Below are 14,791 nucleotides of genomic sequence, written 5' to 3'. Positions count from 1 at the left end.
GCCTCCCGCGCCGCGTCGGGGTTGTCGCCTTCGAGCGCGACCTGCACCGCGGCTTCGAGCGCCTCCGGAACCAGTTCGGCGAGTTCGGACACCTCGTCGGCGACCGCCGGCGGGAGAGGGTCGGAGACCGCCGACGCGACGGTGGCGATTCGCTCGGCTTGGTCGGCCACGCGCTCTAACTCGCGGGCCGCGGTGTGGAGGCGGAACAGTTCCGGGCGCGTCTCGCCGAGGGCGTCCACTTCGTCGAGGCGGTCGAGTCCGCGGGTGAAGTGTCGGTCGACCATAGCGAACAGTCGGTCGGCGCGGTTGTCGCGCTCCGCGAAGCCGTCGAGGGGTGCGGCCCCGGTGAGCGCGGCGGTCGCGTCGCGGTGCATCGAGACGGCGACGAACTGCAGTTGTCGAACCGACTGGCGGATGGAGACCTCGTTCGCGTCGAGGACGTTCCGAACCGTGACGGCGGTATCCGACTCCTCCGTGATGGTCACGCCAACGAGGTTCCGTGCGACCCGCCTGACGGCCTGTCGCTGCTCGGCGTCGAACGTCCCGTCGGCCTCGATGACGACCTGTTTCGACCCGGCGGCGTAGGCCGCTCGGAGCGTCTGTTCGAGGACATCGCCTGTGTCGCCCCCGCCGTCCGGGTCGCTCCCACCGACAGTTACCGTGAACTGCATCGACGAATCGTCCTCGCACTCGGGAGCCTGTACGACTAACATCCCGTCGAGGTGCGTGTGGAGGTTGACGACGGTTCCGGCGGAGATGCCCTCGCCGTCCGCCCACTCTCGGGGGAGAGAGACGGTGAACGTCCCGTTGCTGACCTGCTGTATCTTGCGTGTCTCCATTGTGTTGGCTGTCTGAATTTGTGTTGTTTGCATGCCAGTTCCGCGGTGACGCCGACCCCGCCTCGGCGGGTGGCTCGACTGGTGAGAAGCGAGCGCCGCCGACCGACGGTCCGGCTTCGACGGCCGCAGGTCGTCGAACGTCGTCGTCACGTCGCGTGGTCGAAGTCGGGACTCCCGCTGCGGGGACAGGCGGGCGGGTCGGCGGCCTGTCCGGGTCGAGACGGCCGGTCTGGGTCCGGCGTCGACTACCCGAACTTGCCGCTGATGTAGTCCTCGACGCGCTGGCTCTGGGGGTCTTCGAACACCTGGTCGGTGTCGCCGTACTCGACGAGTTCGCCGCCGGTGAGGAACACCGCTGTCTGGTCCGAGATGCGCGCGGCCTGCTGCATGTTGTGCGTGACGATGACGACCGTGTAGTCCTCCGCGAGGTCGTGGACGAGGTCCTCGATTTTCGAGGTCGCGATGGGGTCGAGCGCCGACGCCGGCTCGTCCATGAGAAGCACTTCGGGGTCGGTCGCCAGCGCGCGGGCGATGCAGAGCCGCTGTTGCTGGCCGCCGGAGAGTCCGAGCGCGTTGTCGTCGAGTCGGTCCTGTACCTCGTCCCACAGCGCCGCCTGCCGCAGGGAGCGCTCGACGAGTTCGTCGACCGCGTCGTCGTCGCTCCGGCCGAGCAGGTTGGCGAGCAGACCGGTGTCGAGGTCGCCGTGCTTCCGCGGCCCGTAGGAGATGTTGTCCGCGATGCTCTTCGGGAACGGGTTCGGCGACTGGAACACCATCCCGACGCGCTTGCGGAGTTCGACGAGGTTGACGCCGTCTTGATATATCTCCTCGCCTTCGAGCTGAACCGAGCCGTCGATGCTCGCGGCCTTGATGCGGTCGTTCATCCGGTTGAGACACCGGAGGAACGTCGACTTCCCACAGCCCGAGGGGCCGATGAGCGCCGTGACGCTGTTCTCGGGAATCTCCATCGAGACGCCCTTCAGCGCGTGGTCGTCGCCGTAGTACACGTCGAGGTCGGAGACCGAGAGCTTCGCCTCGCCCTCGAACTCGTGTTCGACCCACTCCTCGCGGGTCCGCTCGCGCGTCTCGCCGCTCGTGACCTCGAGGGGCTGGTCGGTGCCGGGGCTCGCGCCGCCGGCGAGGTCGCTGTCCGTCGTCGCCTGTGCGTCGTCCGTCGTCTGTCTGGTTTCACTCATGGTTACTCGTGCTGCAGTTTACTCCGGAAGTAGTATCGCGTCGCGATGCCGACCGCGTAGAAGCCCAAGACGACCACGAGCAGGATGAGCGCCGTCGCCCACCGGAACTCGTCGATAGCGCCGATGTTCGACGACTGCCCGACGCCCGCGGTGATAAGCGAGTAGAGCTGATACGGAAGCGCCGACGTCGCCTGCATCAGTTCGGGGTTGGTGACGAACGGCGGCGCGTACTGGAACTGGAAGCCGCCGAGCACGTCGACCGTCTGGCTGCCCGGCGGGGCGACGCTCCCCGACATAGTCAGGAGAATCGGGGCGGTCTCGCCGGCGATGCGACCGACACCGAGGATGATGCCCGTGACGATACCCGGGAGCGACGCCGGGAGGACGATGCTCCGAATCGTCTGCCACTTCGTGACGCCGAGCGCCGCGCTCGCGTCGCGGTACTCGTCGGGGACCGCCAGCATCGACTCCCGACTCGTGATGACGACGAGCGGGAGGAGCATGAAGCCGAGCGTGAGCATCCCCGCCAGCAGCGACTTCTGGTTACCGAGCCGCGGGACGAGGAACGCCAGACCGAACAGTCCGAAGACGATGCTGGGCGTACTCCACAGGCCGTTGGTCGCGATTTCGACGACCTGCGTGAAGCGCCCACGGTCGGCGTACTCCGTGATGAAGACGGCCGCGCCGACGCCCAGCGGGACGGCGAACAGCACCGCCCCGATGACGAGCCAAATCGTGCCCGCAATGGCCGGGAGGACGCCGTTCACGTCGTTGAGAAGCGCGACGCCGTTCATCACGAACGGCCACGAGACGGGAAGCGAGAACGTCAGGCCGACGAGCGTCACTTCGGGACCCGCGCCCGCGCCGAACGCGAATCCGTTGAACAGCCCCGGGAGACCCTTCAGGACCGTGAACGCGACGAGGAGGAACAGCAGCGCGATGATGGAGATGGCGTTCAGGTAGACGAGGACGTACGCGCCGACGTGACGGCCACGTGCGCCGAACCCGCCGTAGGCCTTCGCGGCGGCCCAGCCGACGAGCAGGGAACAGAACGCCGTCAAGACCGGAATCGTGAACTCGGCGTTGAACGACGCCTGCTGTTCCCACCCGAGGTTCCAGACCCACGACGGGCCGATGACGCCGGTGAGGAAGACGATACCGGCGAAGAGGGCTAGCGCGCCAGCGGGGAGCGTCGAGCCGATGTCCTCGCGGGGGAACGCGCTCACCGCGAACGCGGCCCCGCCGGTAACGAGTGCTCCGATGACCCATCCGGCCGTCCCGAATCCGAGACTCTGGGAGGCGACCAACCCGCCGACGACGAACCAGACGAGGCCGAAGGCAGTCGAGGCGACCAATCCGGCGGTCGGTCTGGGGTCGGTGGCGACGTAGCCGAGTCGGGAGCCGACACCGAAGGTGACGACAGCAAAGCCGAGAACGACCAGCAGTCCGCCGAGGAGCGCGACCATCGGCACGCCCGCGACGGGGTCGGTGATGGTCACGAGTTCGAACACCGACGCGAGCGAGAGGGCGAACAGCACCGCCGCCAGCCCCACCGCGCCGGCGGCGACCGCCTCGGTCTCGGAGGTGTCCTCGCTGACGAGCGCGGTGTCGGTCGCGCTCGCCATTATTCGGCACCTCCGAGCTTCCGGCGCATGCGCGCCTCGATGTACTGCGACCCGATGCTGAGGAACAGCACCGTAACGAACAGGATGACGCCCGCGACGAACAGCGCGGAGAGCTGGAGGCCGTCGCGTCACCGTAGTTCGCCGCGATGAGCGACGTGAGCGTGTCGTTACCGTAGAAGACGTTGTACAGCGGCTTCGTGAGCCCCGGACTGCCGCGGAGCATCACGGTCGCGGCCATCGTCTCGCCGATGGCACGACCCACGCCGAGGAGGACCGCAGCCGAGACACCCGAAAAGGCCGCCGGCAGGGTGATAGAGGTCATCGTCTGCCAGTCGGTCGTTCCGAGGGCGAGGGACCCGCTTTTCATCGATTCGGGGACGCTGTTGAGGGCGTCTTCGGCGACCGAGACGACCGTCGGCAGCGCCATCAGTCCGACGACGATGCCGACAAAGAGGTACGTGCCCTGCCCGACGATATCGAACTGGTCGGCCGCCCACGGGCTGAGGATAGTAAAGCCGATGAAGCCGTAGACGATGGAGGGGATACCCGCCAGAATCTCGACGCCCGGTTTGACGACCTCGCGGACGGTCCGCGGCGCGATTTCGCTGAGGAAGAGCGCCGCGGCCACGCCCAGCGGGGCGGCGACCGCCGTCGCGATGATGGTGACGAGCACCGTCCCGTGAATCATCGGGACGAGCGAGTACTGAATCGGCGGCGTCACCGGACTCCAGCGCGTCTCGATGAAGAGACGCAGGCCCGGAATCGGAATACCGAAGACGTTCACGGTCGCGTACTGCACGGTCGGCCACGCCTCCGCGAAGATGAAGACGAGGATGAGCCCGAGGACGAGGATGGTCGAGACCGTCGTCGTCAGTGTGAGCACGCGCGCTGTCAATTCTTGGTGTCTGAGCCAGCCGTAGCCCGTCGCGACGAGGAACACCGCGAACGGGACGGCCGTCAGCGACGAGACGGCCAGGAAGCCCGCGAACGCCGCGAGGAGCGACACCGCCGCGACCGTGACCGTGACGAGCGCGTCGGGCGGCGTCTCGTCGACGAAGTCGCGACTGCGCCGGAGCCCTCGCCGAGCCGCCGCTCGGAGGCCGGCACCGTCGGAGTCTGGAAGTACGTTCATGATTGGAGCGTGGAGCGTCGATGAATGGAAAGAACGAGGTTCAGGAATCGCTACCGCGTCCGAGTCGCGTTACGCTTGGCTCGGAAGCTTGTCCTTCTCGGACTGAAGGTCCTTGTCAGGCAGTGGGATGTAGTTGTTGTCCTCGACGAACACCTTCTGACCGAACGTGGTCAGGAACATGTTCATGAACGCGGCTTCGCGCATGTCCGTCCCGCTCGGGGTGTCCTCCGTGATGGTCGTGTACTGGTGGAGGTCGCGGTTGAGCGGGTAGTCGCTGTCGAAGATGGTGTGCTCCGCGCTCTTGTCCGGCGCGTAGAGTGTGCCCTCGAATTCGATACCGATAGGGCTGGACCTCCGGGCCGGTGAAGGCGAGTGCCATGTACGCGATGGCACCGTCGTTCTGCTGGACGACGGTCGCAACCTGCTGGTTCTGACCCTTACGGGTGTCGACGCCCTCCATCGAGGCGTCGGCGCTGCCGAGCATGTTGAGGCGGAACGAGGTGTCCGTCCCGGAGCCTTCCGCGCGGCCGACCACGTAGATTTCCTGGTCGTGGCCGCCGACTTCGCTCCAGTTGGTGATCTCGTCCTGGTAGATCTGGCGGACTTCCTCGCCGGTGAGCTCCGTGACACCCGCGTCGTGAACGTCCTTCGAGACGACGACGGGCTGGCCGTCGCGGCCGAGGACGTGGTCCACGTAGTTCGCGTCGCGCTCTTCTTCGCTGATGCCGAGTTCCGCCGTGATCGGACCCGACGAGTTACCGATGTCGACGAGACCGTCGCGGACGGACTTACAGCCCGTCCCGGAGTGGCTCAGGCCGATGGACGTTGCGAACGCGGGGTTCGCCTGCGTCTCGGTCGGCTCGAAGCCGTAGAGGGATGCGAAGTAGTCGGCCAGACGCATGTCCGGTGCGCCGAGTTCGTCCCAGCCGGGGACGGTAGATTCGTCGTTCGAACCCCAGTACTCGCCGTCGCTCGGCGGCGCGTTGGAGTTCCAGTAGGAACTTCCCTTGTTCGCGATGGGATACACCGTCGAGGAGCCCTCGGCGGTGAGCATCTGCGGCGCGCTCGATTCGCTCGTCTCCTCGGGGGTCGAGGTCGTGGTCTCCGGAGCGTCCGTCTCTTCTTCTTCGGTCGCCGGCGCGTCGGTCTCGGGGTTCGACTGCCCCGAACAACCGGCGAGCCCCGCGACGCCCGCCGCGCTCGATGCGACGAGGAACTGCCGACGTGATACGCTGCCTGCCAACTTCTTGGAATCTTGCGCCATCACGTGGTCAGACCCGGTTTTAAATAAAATGCGTTTATAATACCACTTTAGTTCTATCAGAGTTCAACGTAACACTAAGAGCCGAAATAGTTCGATATTAGCGCACACATCTGTACAGAGACCTATATACGCGAACGTAATCGAGACGACAGAAAATATAACGGGTGCCGAGATACGTACGCACGATGGCCCAGCAGGACCGAAACATAGGCTCCGAACGTATCGTCGGTCTGTCGAAATCCGCGGCGGTCGTCCGCGTCGTGGACGCGGACGAGTCCCGCGACCCCGACACCGTTCGGGCGGTACTCAGTCACGTGACCGAAGACGGCGCGGTGACGGCCGACGGCGTCGATTCGGCGGTCACGGACGCGTCGATGATTCTCTCGACCGCGGAGACCCGCGTCGAACTCGCGTCTATCGACCTCGACGACGCCCGCGAGGCCGCCGGCGACGACGCGGCCATCGGTGCCGTTCGGTCACGTCTCGACGTGTTCGAGGCGAAGGTCTCGAACGCGACCGAGCGGGTCGAGTCGCTCGGCGAAGAGCTACAGGGGCTCTCCGACTGGCGCGACGACCCCCGGTCCGTCTACGACATCGTGCTCGGACTCCGGGAGGTCGCGTCCGAGTCGCAGGCGCTCACCGCGCACGCGGACAACGTACAACTCGACATCGAGGAGTTCGACCGATGGCTCTCGAACCACGACGTTCGCGTGCGCGGGGTCAACGGCGACGTGGCGGCGCTCGAACAGTCGCTCGACGGACTCGAAGACCGGGCCGCGGCCGTCGCCGACGCGGAGGGTTCCGAAGACAGCGCCGACGCCGCCGAGGACGCTGGCGACGACCGCGCGACCGAGTGGTGCAACGCCGCGCTCCGCGCCCGCGTCTCCGCCCTGTTGGTCGAGGACACCCGGGCCGAACTCGCCGACCTCCGGAAACTGGCTCCCGACCCGGACGCGGAGACCGACGGTCTCGACGAGGCCGCCGCCGACCTCGCCGACCTCGACGCCCGCGTACAGCGACTCCGCGGGCGACTCGACGACCTCGCCCGGCCGCCGTGGACCGACGAGTACGGGGCGCGAATCGAGTCGTTCGAGGCGACGCTGGCGACGTTCGAACCGCCGGTGTCGTGGGGGGAAGTGCAGGCCGAACTCGACGACGCTCGGGCCGGCGATGACGGGTGAGTGGAGGCCCGCTCACTCCAAGAGCAGAACCGAGGGGAGGCGGTCGGGGCTCTCCAGTCGTAACAGCGAGTAGACGACGCCGGAGAGACCGTGGAAGAACATCGGGTTCGTGAAGGTTTCGGTGTGTCCGGTCATCGAAAGCTCGCCGTGAGCGGCCCTCCGGGTGAGGCTCCGACGGGCCAGTTCAGTCGCGTGCGACTCGTCGAGGGGGCCGCGGCGCGCGCCGACGAGGAGCGACTCGACCCGCCCGAAGTTTCCGCAACAGAGGTGGTCCATGTTCGACGGTTCGGCACGGGCGGTCTCCGAGAGCGCGTCAATCGCGGTGTCGCGGAGGTCGCGGTCGTCGAGCGTGTCCGCGATGCCGAGCCGGGCGAGCGCCATTCCCGACCGCCCGTGGCACCACTTATCGTCGTAACTCCGGTCCTCGTGGGATTTCGCCCAGTTGTTCCGGCTCTGGTCGTACAGCGACGATTCGAAGGCGAGCGCCTCGCGCGCCGCGTCCGAGAACCGCCCGTCCCCCGTCGCCTCGGCGAGTCGAGCGAGCGCGTAGCCGATTCCGGACGCACCGTGTGAGAACCCCGTGAGCGGCGGGTCGTCGTCGGCAGTCCGCCACACTCGGTAGCCGTTTTCGAGCGCGCGGCCGTCGAGGAGGCGCTCCCCGCACGCGACCGCTCGGTCGAGGACGGACTCGTCGCCGTGCCGCTCGTAGTACGCGAGGAGGCCGAGCAGCGTCCCTGCGGAACCCTCCAGCACGTCGAACGTCTCGTCGTTCGCCACGTGGGACTCCGTGACGGTCTCCGCTGCCGAGCGCGCGGCGCGGCGGTACTCGTCGGCGTCGAGGAGTTCCGAGACGACCGTGAGCGTGTAGACGACCGACCCGACCCCGAGCATCCCGCCCAAGTTCGGCGGCGGGCCGCCGTCTCCGATGGCGGAGAGCACGGGCGATAAGACCTCCTCCGCCACGGTTCGATAGCGCGCCTCGCCCGTGGTTTCGAAGAGCGCCGCGGCCGCGAGGGCGATGCCGCCGCGTCCGTGGTACAGCGAGAAGTCCGTCGGGTAGAGGTCGATGCCCGTCTTCGTCGGCGAGATAGATACCCAGGCGTCGCCGTCCGGCGTCTCGATACCGGCGTCCAGAACCTCCTCGAACAACGCCCTCGCGGTCGAATCGAACGCGTCGGCCGATATGTCGGGCTCCGGTGCCGGACCCGGAACCTGCGGCCCGAAGGCGTACTGCAGTAGCCACGCTTGGCGGTCGCGGTCGTCGTCGCTCATCGAGTCGACCCGCTGTCGGCATCGGTCGTACCCGGGGGTATCGACCTCAACGGGGAGTTCGTCCCCGTCGTGGACGACCGTGCCGCTCGTCGGCGACGAGGCGAACCGCGGGAAGTCACGGCGGCGGAGCGCCCGCCGTTCGGCCGCATACAGCGGCCAGTACTCGTCGGCGTCGATTCGGCCGTCGAAGAAGGGCACGGCGAGCTTTTCGTACTCGACCGAGAGGCGAGCCCCGTCTCGAAGCGGGTCGCGCGCGGCCGCCGACCGGAGAATCGAGCCGTACCGGGCCGTCGCCCGGTACACCAACCGGTTTTCGATACCATCGACGAGGTCGGATGGCAACACGTCGCCGAAGAACGCGCCGTCTTCGCGCAACGAGCGGATGGCGTCGTAGGCTTCGGTGAACCCCTCGACGAGCGGCTCGGTGTACGAAACCGGCGGGTGGTCGCGCTCCGCGGTGCTCGCGGTGTTCGTGGTCAGGTTGACTTCCGGTCGAACCTCCGTTACCGTCATGACGTCCGTGTTCGCCGCTTCGATACCGGGTTTGGAGACGTCTTTGAACCCCCGTTCGCTCGAACTACCGAACCCGGCGTGCGGAACGCCGGCGTCGTCGTCGCTCGGGGTGCGCGGATCGCCGACCGACCACGGTGCCAACAGCGTCGCGAGTACCGTGCTGTGGGCGACCGTGGACACTTCCGTCGGTGTCGGCATGGCCGCCGGGTCAACGTGGGGGTGGAAGACCGTCTCGCCGTCAACGACCATCGGACTCTCGCCGTCCACGAGGAGGTTCTCGTACTGGCAGTCGGTCACGTTGAGCACGTACGCGACGCAGGTGAGGACGCCCGCCTGCTCGTAGTACCGCCGAACCGCGTCCTCGTCGGCCAAGTCGTCGTACGCTATCGGTTCCATCCACCCGTAGCCGTCTCTGGGAAGGTATTCTGGCGGTCGAAAGGTCGCGACCGACGTGTAGTCGCTCACTCGTTCGAGCACCTCGTACAGGGCAACGCCGCCGCCGACGCCTCTCGGTTTGTAGATGACGTCGGCCGACCCGAACGAGACGCGGACGGGGATTCGGCCCCTCGCGTGCGCGTCCGTCGAGAGCGGTTCGAGCGCGGTCACCGAGCCGTCGATACCGAACCGCTCTCTGAGCGCGGGGGTGTCGTCGCGAATCCGCCGACAGAGTTCGGAGACCGCGTCGCCCCAGTTGTCGATGATGACGGCGATTTGTCGGGCGAGAACGGGGTACTCGACGCAGAGGTTGGACATCCCGTGTGCGAACATCGCGTCGATGAACTCCTCGTAGTACTCCGTCGGTGGGTCGTCGAACTCGTCGGGGTCGGCAGCGGCGAGTTCGGGGTCGAAGTGCTCTACGAAGCTCTTGAACTCGACGTACAGCGGCCGGACGCAGAGCGCGTGAAACCGCCTGGTTAGTCCCTCGACCAACGGTTCCAACGACTTGTCCGGAACGGAGAGCGTGCCGAGCCGGCTCCGCGCGAACTCGCTGAACCCGGTCAAAAGCTCACGGAACGGAACATCGTCCGGCGTGCTTGAGTAGCGTGTCGGGTCGGAAGCTCGGAGATACTCGATTAGCTCTTCGACCGTCTCGAGCCACGCCGGGAGCGGCTCGTCGCTCGGCCACAACGTGGCCGCGGATTGCGTTTCGACGTCCGCCCGCCGGATTCCGTCGGCCGCCAGCCGCTCAGCGAACTGTTCCTCGTCGGCGAAGAGGCCCTCCCACTCGTCCAGAACCGCGTTCGGAGATATCTCGGGGTCGGGACCGGGGTCGTTCGGTGGCCCGTCGAGACGCTCGTGGAGCGTCCGGGCGCGACCGGCGATTTCGCGACGTTGTCGTTGTGTGAACACCATCTCGTCAGCTGTCGATGTCGTCATAGTAGGTGTGAATCGGTACGCTACGGGGTGAATCGGAGAGCATCTGCAGGCCGTCGGAAAAAACCGATGTCCCTCTCCGCGGTCGAGCGGCGCGGAGAAGGCTCGGAGACACCTCAGTTGGTGGTGTCGCAGCAGGGGAGCTTCGAGGCCGTGTGACACGGGAGGTAGCACGACGCCGTCCCGGTGCTGTCGTGGGACATCTCGAACTTGTCTGAGATGATCGACCCGAAGAGACCGTCGTAGTGCGATTTATCAACAGTACGTGCAATATCGATGTCCAATGCTACTGACATCAAAACGTATGTCCGGCCGACCCGTTATAAATCTAATGGCAATTGATTATAAATTCAGTTCGTGCTGTCGCTGGGGAGAGCGGGACGGCACCCCGAACGGTGGACGACCGCTCAGTAGTGTCCCATGACGCCCCGGCGCCGAGCGACTCGCGAGCAGTACTTGAAAACGACGTATCCGCAGACGAGATAACCGACGCCGACTCCGAGGAGCACGGACAGCTCCCCGGCCGAGAACTCCCACAGCCGAACCCCCCGGCGCATCGATTGCTGGAGGAGCGCAGAGCCCTGAACGAGCGGCAGCAACCGAAGGAGCGGCACGTCCGCCGTCGGTGCCCCAACGAGGCCGACCATCGCGAACTGCATGAGGTTCGAAACCGCCCCGATTCGCTTGTAGATGAGCGCGAGCCCCGCGAACACGAACCCGATTCCGACGACCGAAAGTAGCGCCGCGAGTACGACGGGGACGATAGTGAGCAGGTCGACCGAGAGCGTTCGGCCCGTGGTCACCAGCATGAGAACGAGGATGAGCCCCCCGATGGCCATGCTCTGAATCACGTTGGAGGCCGCTTTCAGGAGCATGATACGCCCGAACCCGAACGGGGACATATACAGCTGTTCGAGGGTTCCCCACTGGGACTCCTGCGTGACGTTCCCGGAAAGACCGGAGTAGGCGCCCTGTGCCATCGTCCAGAGGAACCAGCCGACGATGACGCCATTGAGTGTCGAATCGAGCGATTGTGGAGACCCGCCGATTCCGCCGACAACCGCTTGTCCGCCGAAGAAGACGATGGCGAAGAACACGTACATCGTCGCCACGTTGATGGCGAAGTTCACTCGGTACCGGAGCATCACGGTGAACTGCTTTCTGACAATCTCCCAGAGGAGTCGGCCGAAGCCAGCAAGCGTGGTCTCGCTACCGGGACTGGTCGAATGCGCTGTCTCCGAACTCATGTCTGCGTGTCCATCCGCTGTGAACGGTCGGATTCGAGCGGGCCCTCGGAAGGCTCGTTCGTCAGTTGGATGAATACCTCCTCGAGGTCGGGTTCTACCGAGGTGAACGACTCGACGTCGCACCCGGCCTCGCGCAGGCCGTCGACGAGACGGTAAAACTCGTCGCCGCCGACGCGGACCGAAAACTGGGTCGAACCGCCCCTCGTCTCGAACGAATCCGCGTCGAACTGAGCCGAGAGACGCCGGCGGACCTCCTGTGGGAGCGTTCCGTCGACCACGATTCGATACGACTGAATGTCGAACACGTCGAGAAGGTTCGAGACGCTCCGGTCGGTGACGACTTCGCCGTCGTTCATCACCACGACCCGGTCGCAGATGTCCTCGATGACGTCCATGTCGTGGCTCGACAGGAGGAGCGTCGTCCCTCGGTCCGTGACGAGGCGTCGAAGCTCCTCGCGCAGTTCGAGCGAACTCTCGACGTCGAGTCCGAGCGTCGGCTCGTCCAGAAGGACGACATCGGCGTCCCTCGCGAGCGTACACGCGAGCGAGACTTTCTGTTTTTCGCCCCGCGAGAGTTCTCTGACGGTCGAATCGGCTTTCTCCGTGAGCCCGAATTTATCGAGTAACTCCCGTTGTCGCCGCTCCGTTCGCCGCGTCGATTCTCCGGCAAGCGCCGCGAAAAACCGCATGTTCTCCCGCACCGTCAGCCGCCAGTAGACGTTCCGTGCGCCCTCTAACATCGCCCCGATATGTCGATACGCGCGCTCCGGTTCGTCGTGGATGTCGGTTCCGTGAACCCGGACGGTGCCGCCCGTGGGGACGATGAGCCCGAGTACCGATTTAATTGTGGTCGTCTTCCCGGCCCCGTTGGGTCCGAGTAGCCCGACGGCAGTGCCCCGCTCGATGTCGAAGTCGACTCGCTCGACCGCCGTAACCGACCCGTCGCTCCCCTCGTACTGCTTGTGGAGGTCCGATACGGAGAGGACGGTCGCTTCGGTATTGGTGGAGGGCTCGGCTTCGTCAGCGCGTACTGACGAATCGTGTAAGTCTCCCATCACGTCAGTTCGTGACGACGGTCTACTATAATAACTTGTTGGCTGTTAAACAATAACAAGAATCCCGAAGGGTCACGCAGTCGTCCGGTTTTTGAGGTGTGTCCTCAGTTCCGAGCCGGACGAGCGCCTCGGAACTGTCTGTTCGCACCGTCTCTCCGTGAGTCGGTGAATTTGTGAACGGAGCCGGACCACGAAATATCATATCCACTACGTAAATCGCGTTCAGCGAACGTACATATGTGTTCGGTCCCTCGGTCTAACTGCGAACACCAATGTCAGACTACGAACTTGACCCCCTCCCGTACGAGTACGACGCGCTTGAACCCCACATCTCCGAGCAGGTGCTGACGTGGCATCACGACACCCACCACCAGGGCTACGTCAACGGCTGGAACGCGGCCGAGGAGACCCTCGCCGACAACCGCGAAGCAGGCGAGTTCGGCTCGTCCGCCGGCGCGCTCCGCAACGTCACGCACAACGGCTCCGGTCACATTCTGCACGACCTGTTCTGGCAGAACATGTCGCCGGAAGGCGGCGACGAGCCCTCGGGCGCGCTCGCAGAGCGCATCGCGGAGGACTTCGGCTCCTACGAGGCGTGGAAGGGCGAATTCGAAGCGGCGGCCGGCGCGGCCGGCGGCTGGGCGCTCCTGGTGTACGACTCGTTCTCGAACCAGCTTCGGAACGTGGTCGTCGACAAGCACGACCAGGGCGCGCTCTGGGGTAGTCACCCGATTCTCGCGCTGGACGTCTGGGAGCACTCGTACTACCACGACTACGGCCCGGCCCGCGGCGACTTCGTGAGCGCGTTCTTCGAAGTCGTCGACTGGGACGAACCGTCGGCTCGCTACGAGCAGGCCGTCGAACTCTTCGAGTAACGCCGCATCGCCGACCCGGCGCGCTTCCCGCGCGACCACCACAGGTTACCGTGAAAGGGTGCCTCACCGAGGGCATCCGGCGGGGTGGGTTCACCCCGCCTGACCGGCACCCTTCTGCCGAACGTCCGGCGTATCTCCCGGCAAGCGGCGCGACCGGGCGCGCTCGGAACCCACTTTGTTTCAATCAAAATTCATAACTACGCGGGAGGGGATGTGCGGGTAATGAGCAACCCACCGTGGACCGCCGAATTCGCCGCGCTGAAGTCCGACTGTGCCGCCGAACTCGCCGCGCTACTGGAGGAATACCCGCAGCCGGTCGTCTACGAGGTGATGAGCGAGATGCTTCGCCGTGAGATGCGCGACCAGTTCGCCGTCTCGTTCGCCGAGTCGCAACTGGAGGAGTAGACGTCGAAGCGTCACGTCGGTCGGTTCCGGGCTCGGCCGACGCGGCGAATCGCCTCGCCGGTCCGTGTTCACGAGGAGAACGCCGAGGACTGCGCCGAGACGCACGCCCGGGTAGAACGTAACCGAGAGGAACACAAAATATCCGCTTTACCGAGGTTCTTTATCGAGTGCGCTAGTGCATTGGGCATGGCAGACGTAATCGTCATCGGCGGCGGTCCCGCTGGTCTGACAACCGCTCTCTTCACCGCCAAGAACGGGCTCTCCACGACGGTCTTCGACACCGACGAGACGTGGATGCACAAGGCGCATCTGTTCAACTACCCCGGAATCGGCTCCGTCGACGGTTCGGACTTCATGGAGACGCTCCGCACGCAGGTCGACCACTTCGCCGCGGAACGCCATCAGGGCGAGGAAGTCACCGACGTGAGCGAGAGCGACGACGGGTTCGTGGTCGCGACCGACGACGGCGAGTACGAGGCTGACTACGTCGTGCTCGCCACGGGCGCGAACCGCGACCTCGCCGAGGCGCTCGGCTGCGCGTTCGACGACGGAATCGTCGACGTGGACGTGACGATGGAGACGAGCGTCGAGGGTGCCTACGCGACGGGTGCGATGGTCCGCGCCGAGGAGTGGCAGGCCGTCATCTCCGCCGGCGACGGCGCGGCCGCCGCCCTCAACATCCTCTCGAACGAGAAGGGCGAACACTACCACGACTTCGACGTGCCCGCCGACGCCGAGTCCACCTTCGGCACCCTCGTCGACGAGGTCTAATCCACGCACTCGGTCGCGTCTCGACCGCGGCCACGCACGCTC

At 65.8% G+C, this 14,791-nt stretch carries 13 protein-coding genes and 2 pseudogenes; 6 read left to right on the top strand and 9 right to left on the bottom strand.

Features of this window, described 5'->3' with window-relative positions; genetic code table 11:
* The coding region (locus tag ATB1_RS15950) for a phosphate uptake regulator PhoU (RefSeq protein WP_042665547.1) at positions 1-839 on the bottom strand (839 nt) is incomplete at its 3' end.
* A gap of 81 nt (positions 840-920) precedes the next feature.
* On the opposite strand from ATB1_RS15950, the gene ATB1_RS15945 reads away from it, so the two are divergent.
* Positions 921-1,109: a hypothetical protein gene (locus ATB1_RS15945; RefSeq protein WP_042665545.1), complete on the top strand. Its 189-nt coding sequence runs from the start codon at positions 921-923 to the stop codon at positions 1,107-1,109.
* On the opposite strand, the gene pstB is transcribed toward ATB1_RS15945, so the two are convergent.
* From pstB to pstC, 3 genes and pseudogenes are all read right to left on the bottom strand, one after another.
* Complete coding sequence (gene pstB, locus ATB1_RS15940) at positions 1,085-2,035, bottom strand: phosphate ABC transporter ATP-binding protein PstB (RefSeq protein WP_042665544.1); 951 nt, start codon at positions 2,033-2,035, stop codon at positions 1,085-1,087. The two genes, ATB1_RS15945 and pstB, sit on opposite strands and share 25 nt — an antisense overlap.
* A gap of 2 nt (positions 2,036-2,037) precedes the next feature.
* On the bottom strand, positions 2,038-3,660 hold the full coding sequence (gene pstA, locus ATB1_RS15935; protein WP_042665542.1) for a phosphate ABC transporter permease PstA: 1,623 nt from the start codon (positions 3,658-3,660) through the stop codon (positions 2,038-2,040).
* A pseudogene (gene pstC / locus ATB1_RS21100) lies at positions 3,660-4,666 on the bottom strand (phosphate ABC transporter permease subunit PstC). The gene pstA and the pseudogene pstC overlap by 1 nt, the downstream one beginning before the upstream one ends.
* Between pstC and ATB1_RS24430 the strand changes: the two are divergent.
* A complete protein-coding gene (locus tag ATB1_RS24430) occupies positions 4,562-4,816 on the top strand; it encodes a hypothetical protein (RefSeq protein WP_349674960.1) in 255 nt (84 codons plus the stop codon). The pseudogene pstC and the gene ATB1_RS24430 sit on opposite strands and share 105 nt — an antisense overlap.
* Positions 4,817-4,861: 45 nt before the next feature.
* On the opposite strand, the pseudogene ATB1_RS15920 reads toward ATB1_RS24430, so the two are convergent.
* Positions 4,862-6,056, bottom strand: a pseudogene (locus ATB1_RS15920) (substrate-binding domain-containing protein).
* 185 nt (positions 6,057-6,241) lie between these two features.
* On the opposite strand from ATB1_RS15920, the gene ATB1_RS15915 reads away from it, so the two are divergent.
* Positions 6,242-7,237, top strand: coding sequence for a hypothetical protein (locus ATB1_RS15915; RefSeq protein ID WP_042665537.1), 996 nt, complete (start codon positions 6,242-6,244; stop codon positions 7,235-7,237).
* Between the two features lie 12 nt (positions 7,238-7,249).
* On the opposite strand, the gene ATB1_RS15910 is transcribed toward ATB1_RS15915, so the two are convergent.
* The 4 genes from ATB1_RS15910 to ATB1_RS15895 form a co-directional block, all read right to left on the bottom strand.
* Positions 7,250-10,399: a type 2 lanthipeptide synthetase LanM family protein gene (locus tag ATB1_RS15910; protein WP_241768305.1), complete on the bottom strand. Its 3,150-nt coding sequence runs from the start codon at positions 10,397-10,399 to the stop codon at positions 7,250-7,252.
* Between the two features lie 113 nt (positions 10,400-10,512).
* Positions 10,513-10,692, bottom strand: coding sequence for a hypothetical protein (locus tag ATB1_RS15905; protein WP_042665533.1), 180 nt, complete (start codon positions 10,690-10,692; stop codon positions 10,513-10,515).
* Between the two features lie 111 nt (positions 10,693-10,803).
* The gene (locus tag ATB1_RS15900; protein ID WP_004967899.1) at positions 10,804-11,643 is read right to left on the bottom strand and encodes a hypothetical protein; all 840 of its coding nucleotides are present in this window, start codon (positions 11,641-11,643) and stop codon (positions 10,804-10,806) included.
* Complete coding sequence (locus ATB1_RS15895) at positions 11,640-12,698, bottom strand: ABC transporter ATP-binding protein (RefSeq protein WP_042665530.1); 1,059 nt, start codon at positions 12,696-12,698, stop codon at positions 11,640-11,642. The genes ATB1_RS15900 and ATB1_RS15895 overlap by 4 nt, the downstream gene beginning before the upstream one ends.
* A 272-nt stretch (positions 12,699-12,970) precedes the next feature.
* Here ATB1_RS15895 and sod point away from each other — a divergent pair, with 272 nt between their 5' ends.
* From sod to ATB1_RS15880, 3 genes are all read left to right on the top strand, one after another.
* Entirely contained in the window at positions 12,971-13,573 is a 603-nt protein-coding gene (gene sod / locus ATB1_RS15890; protein ID WP_042665528.1) for a superoxide dismutase, read from the top strand.
* Between the two features lie 222 nt (positions 13,574-13,795).
* Positions 13,796-13,978: a hypothetical protein gene (locus ATB1_RS15885; RefSeq protein WP_042665527.1), complete on the top strand. Its 183-nt coding sequence runs from the start codon at positions 13,796-13,798 to the stop codon at positions 13,976-13,978.
* Between the two features lie 186 nt (positions 13,979-14,164).
* The gene (locus ATB1_RS15880) at positions 14,165-14,749 is read left to right on the top strand and encodes an NAD(P)/FAD-dependent oxidoreductase (protein ID WP_042665525.1); all 585 of its coding nucleotides are present in this window, start codon (positions 14,165-14,167) and stop codon (positions 14,747-14,749) included.
* The last annotated feature ends 42 nt before the right edge of the window (positions 14,750-14,791 follow it).

This window comes from Haloferax sp. ATB1, from assembly GCF_000730175.1.
The sequence above is the reverse complement of the archived record's forward strand: the minus strand, read 5'-3'. Positions and strand labels throughout refer to the sequence as shown.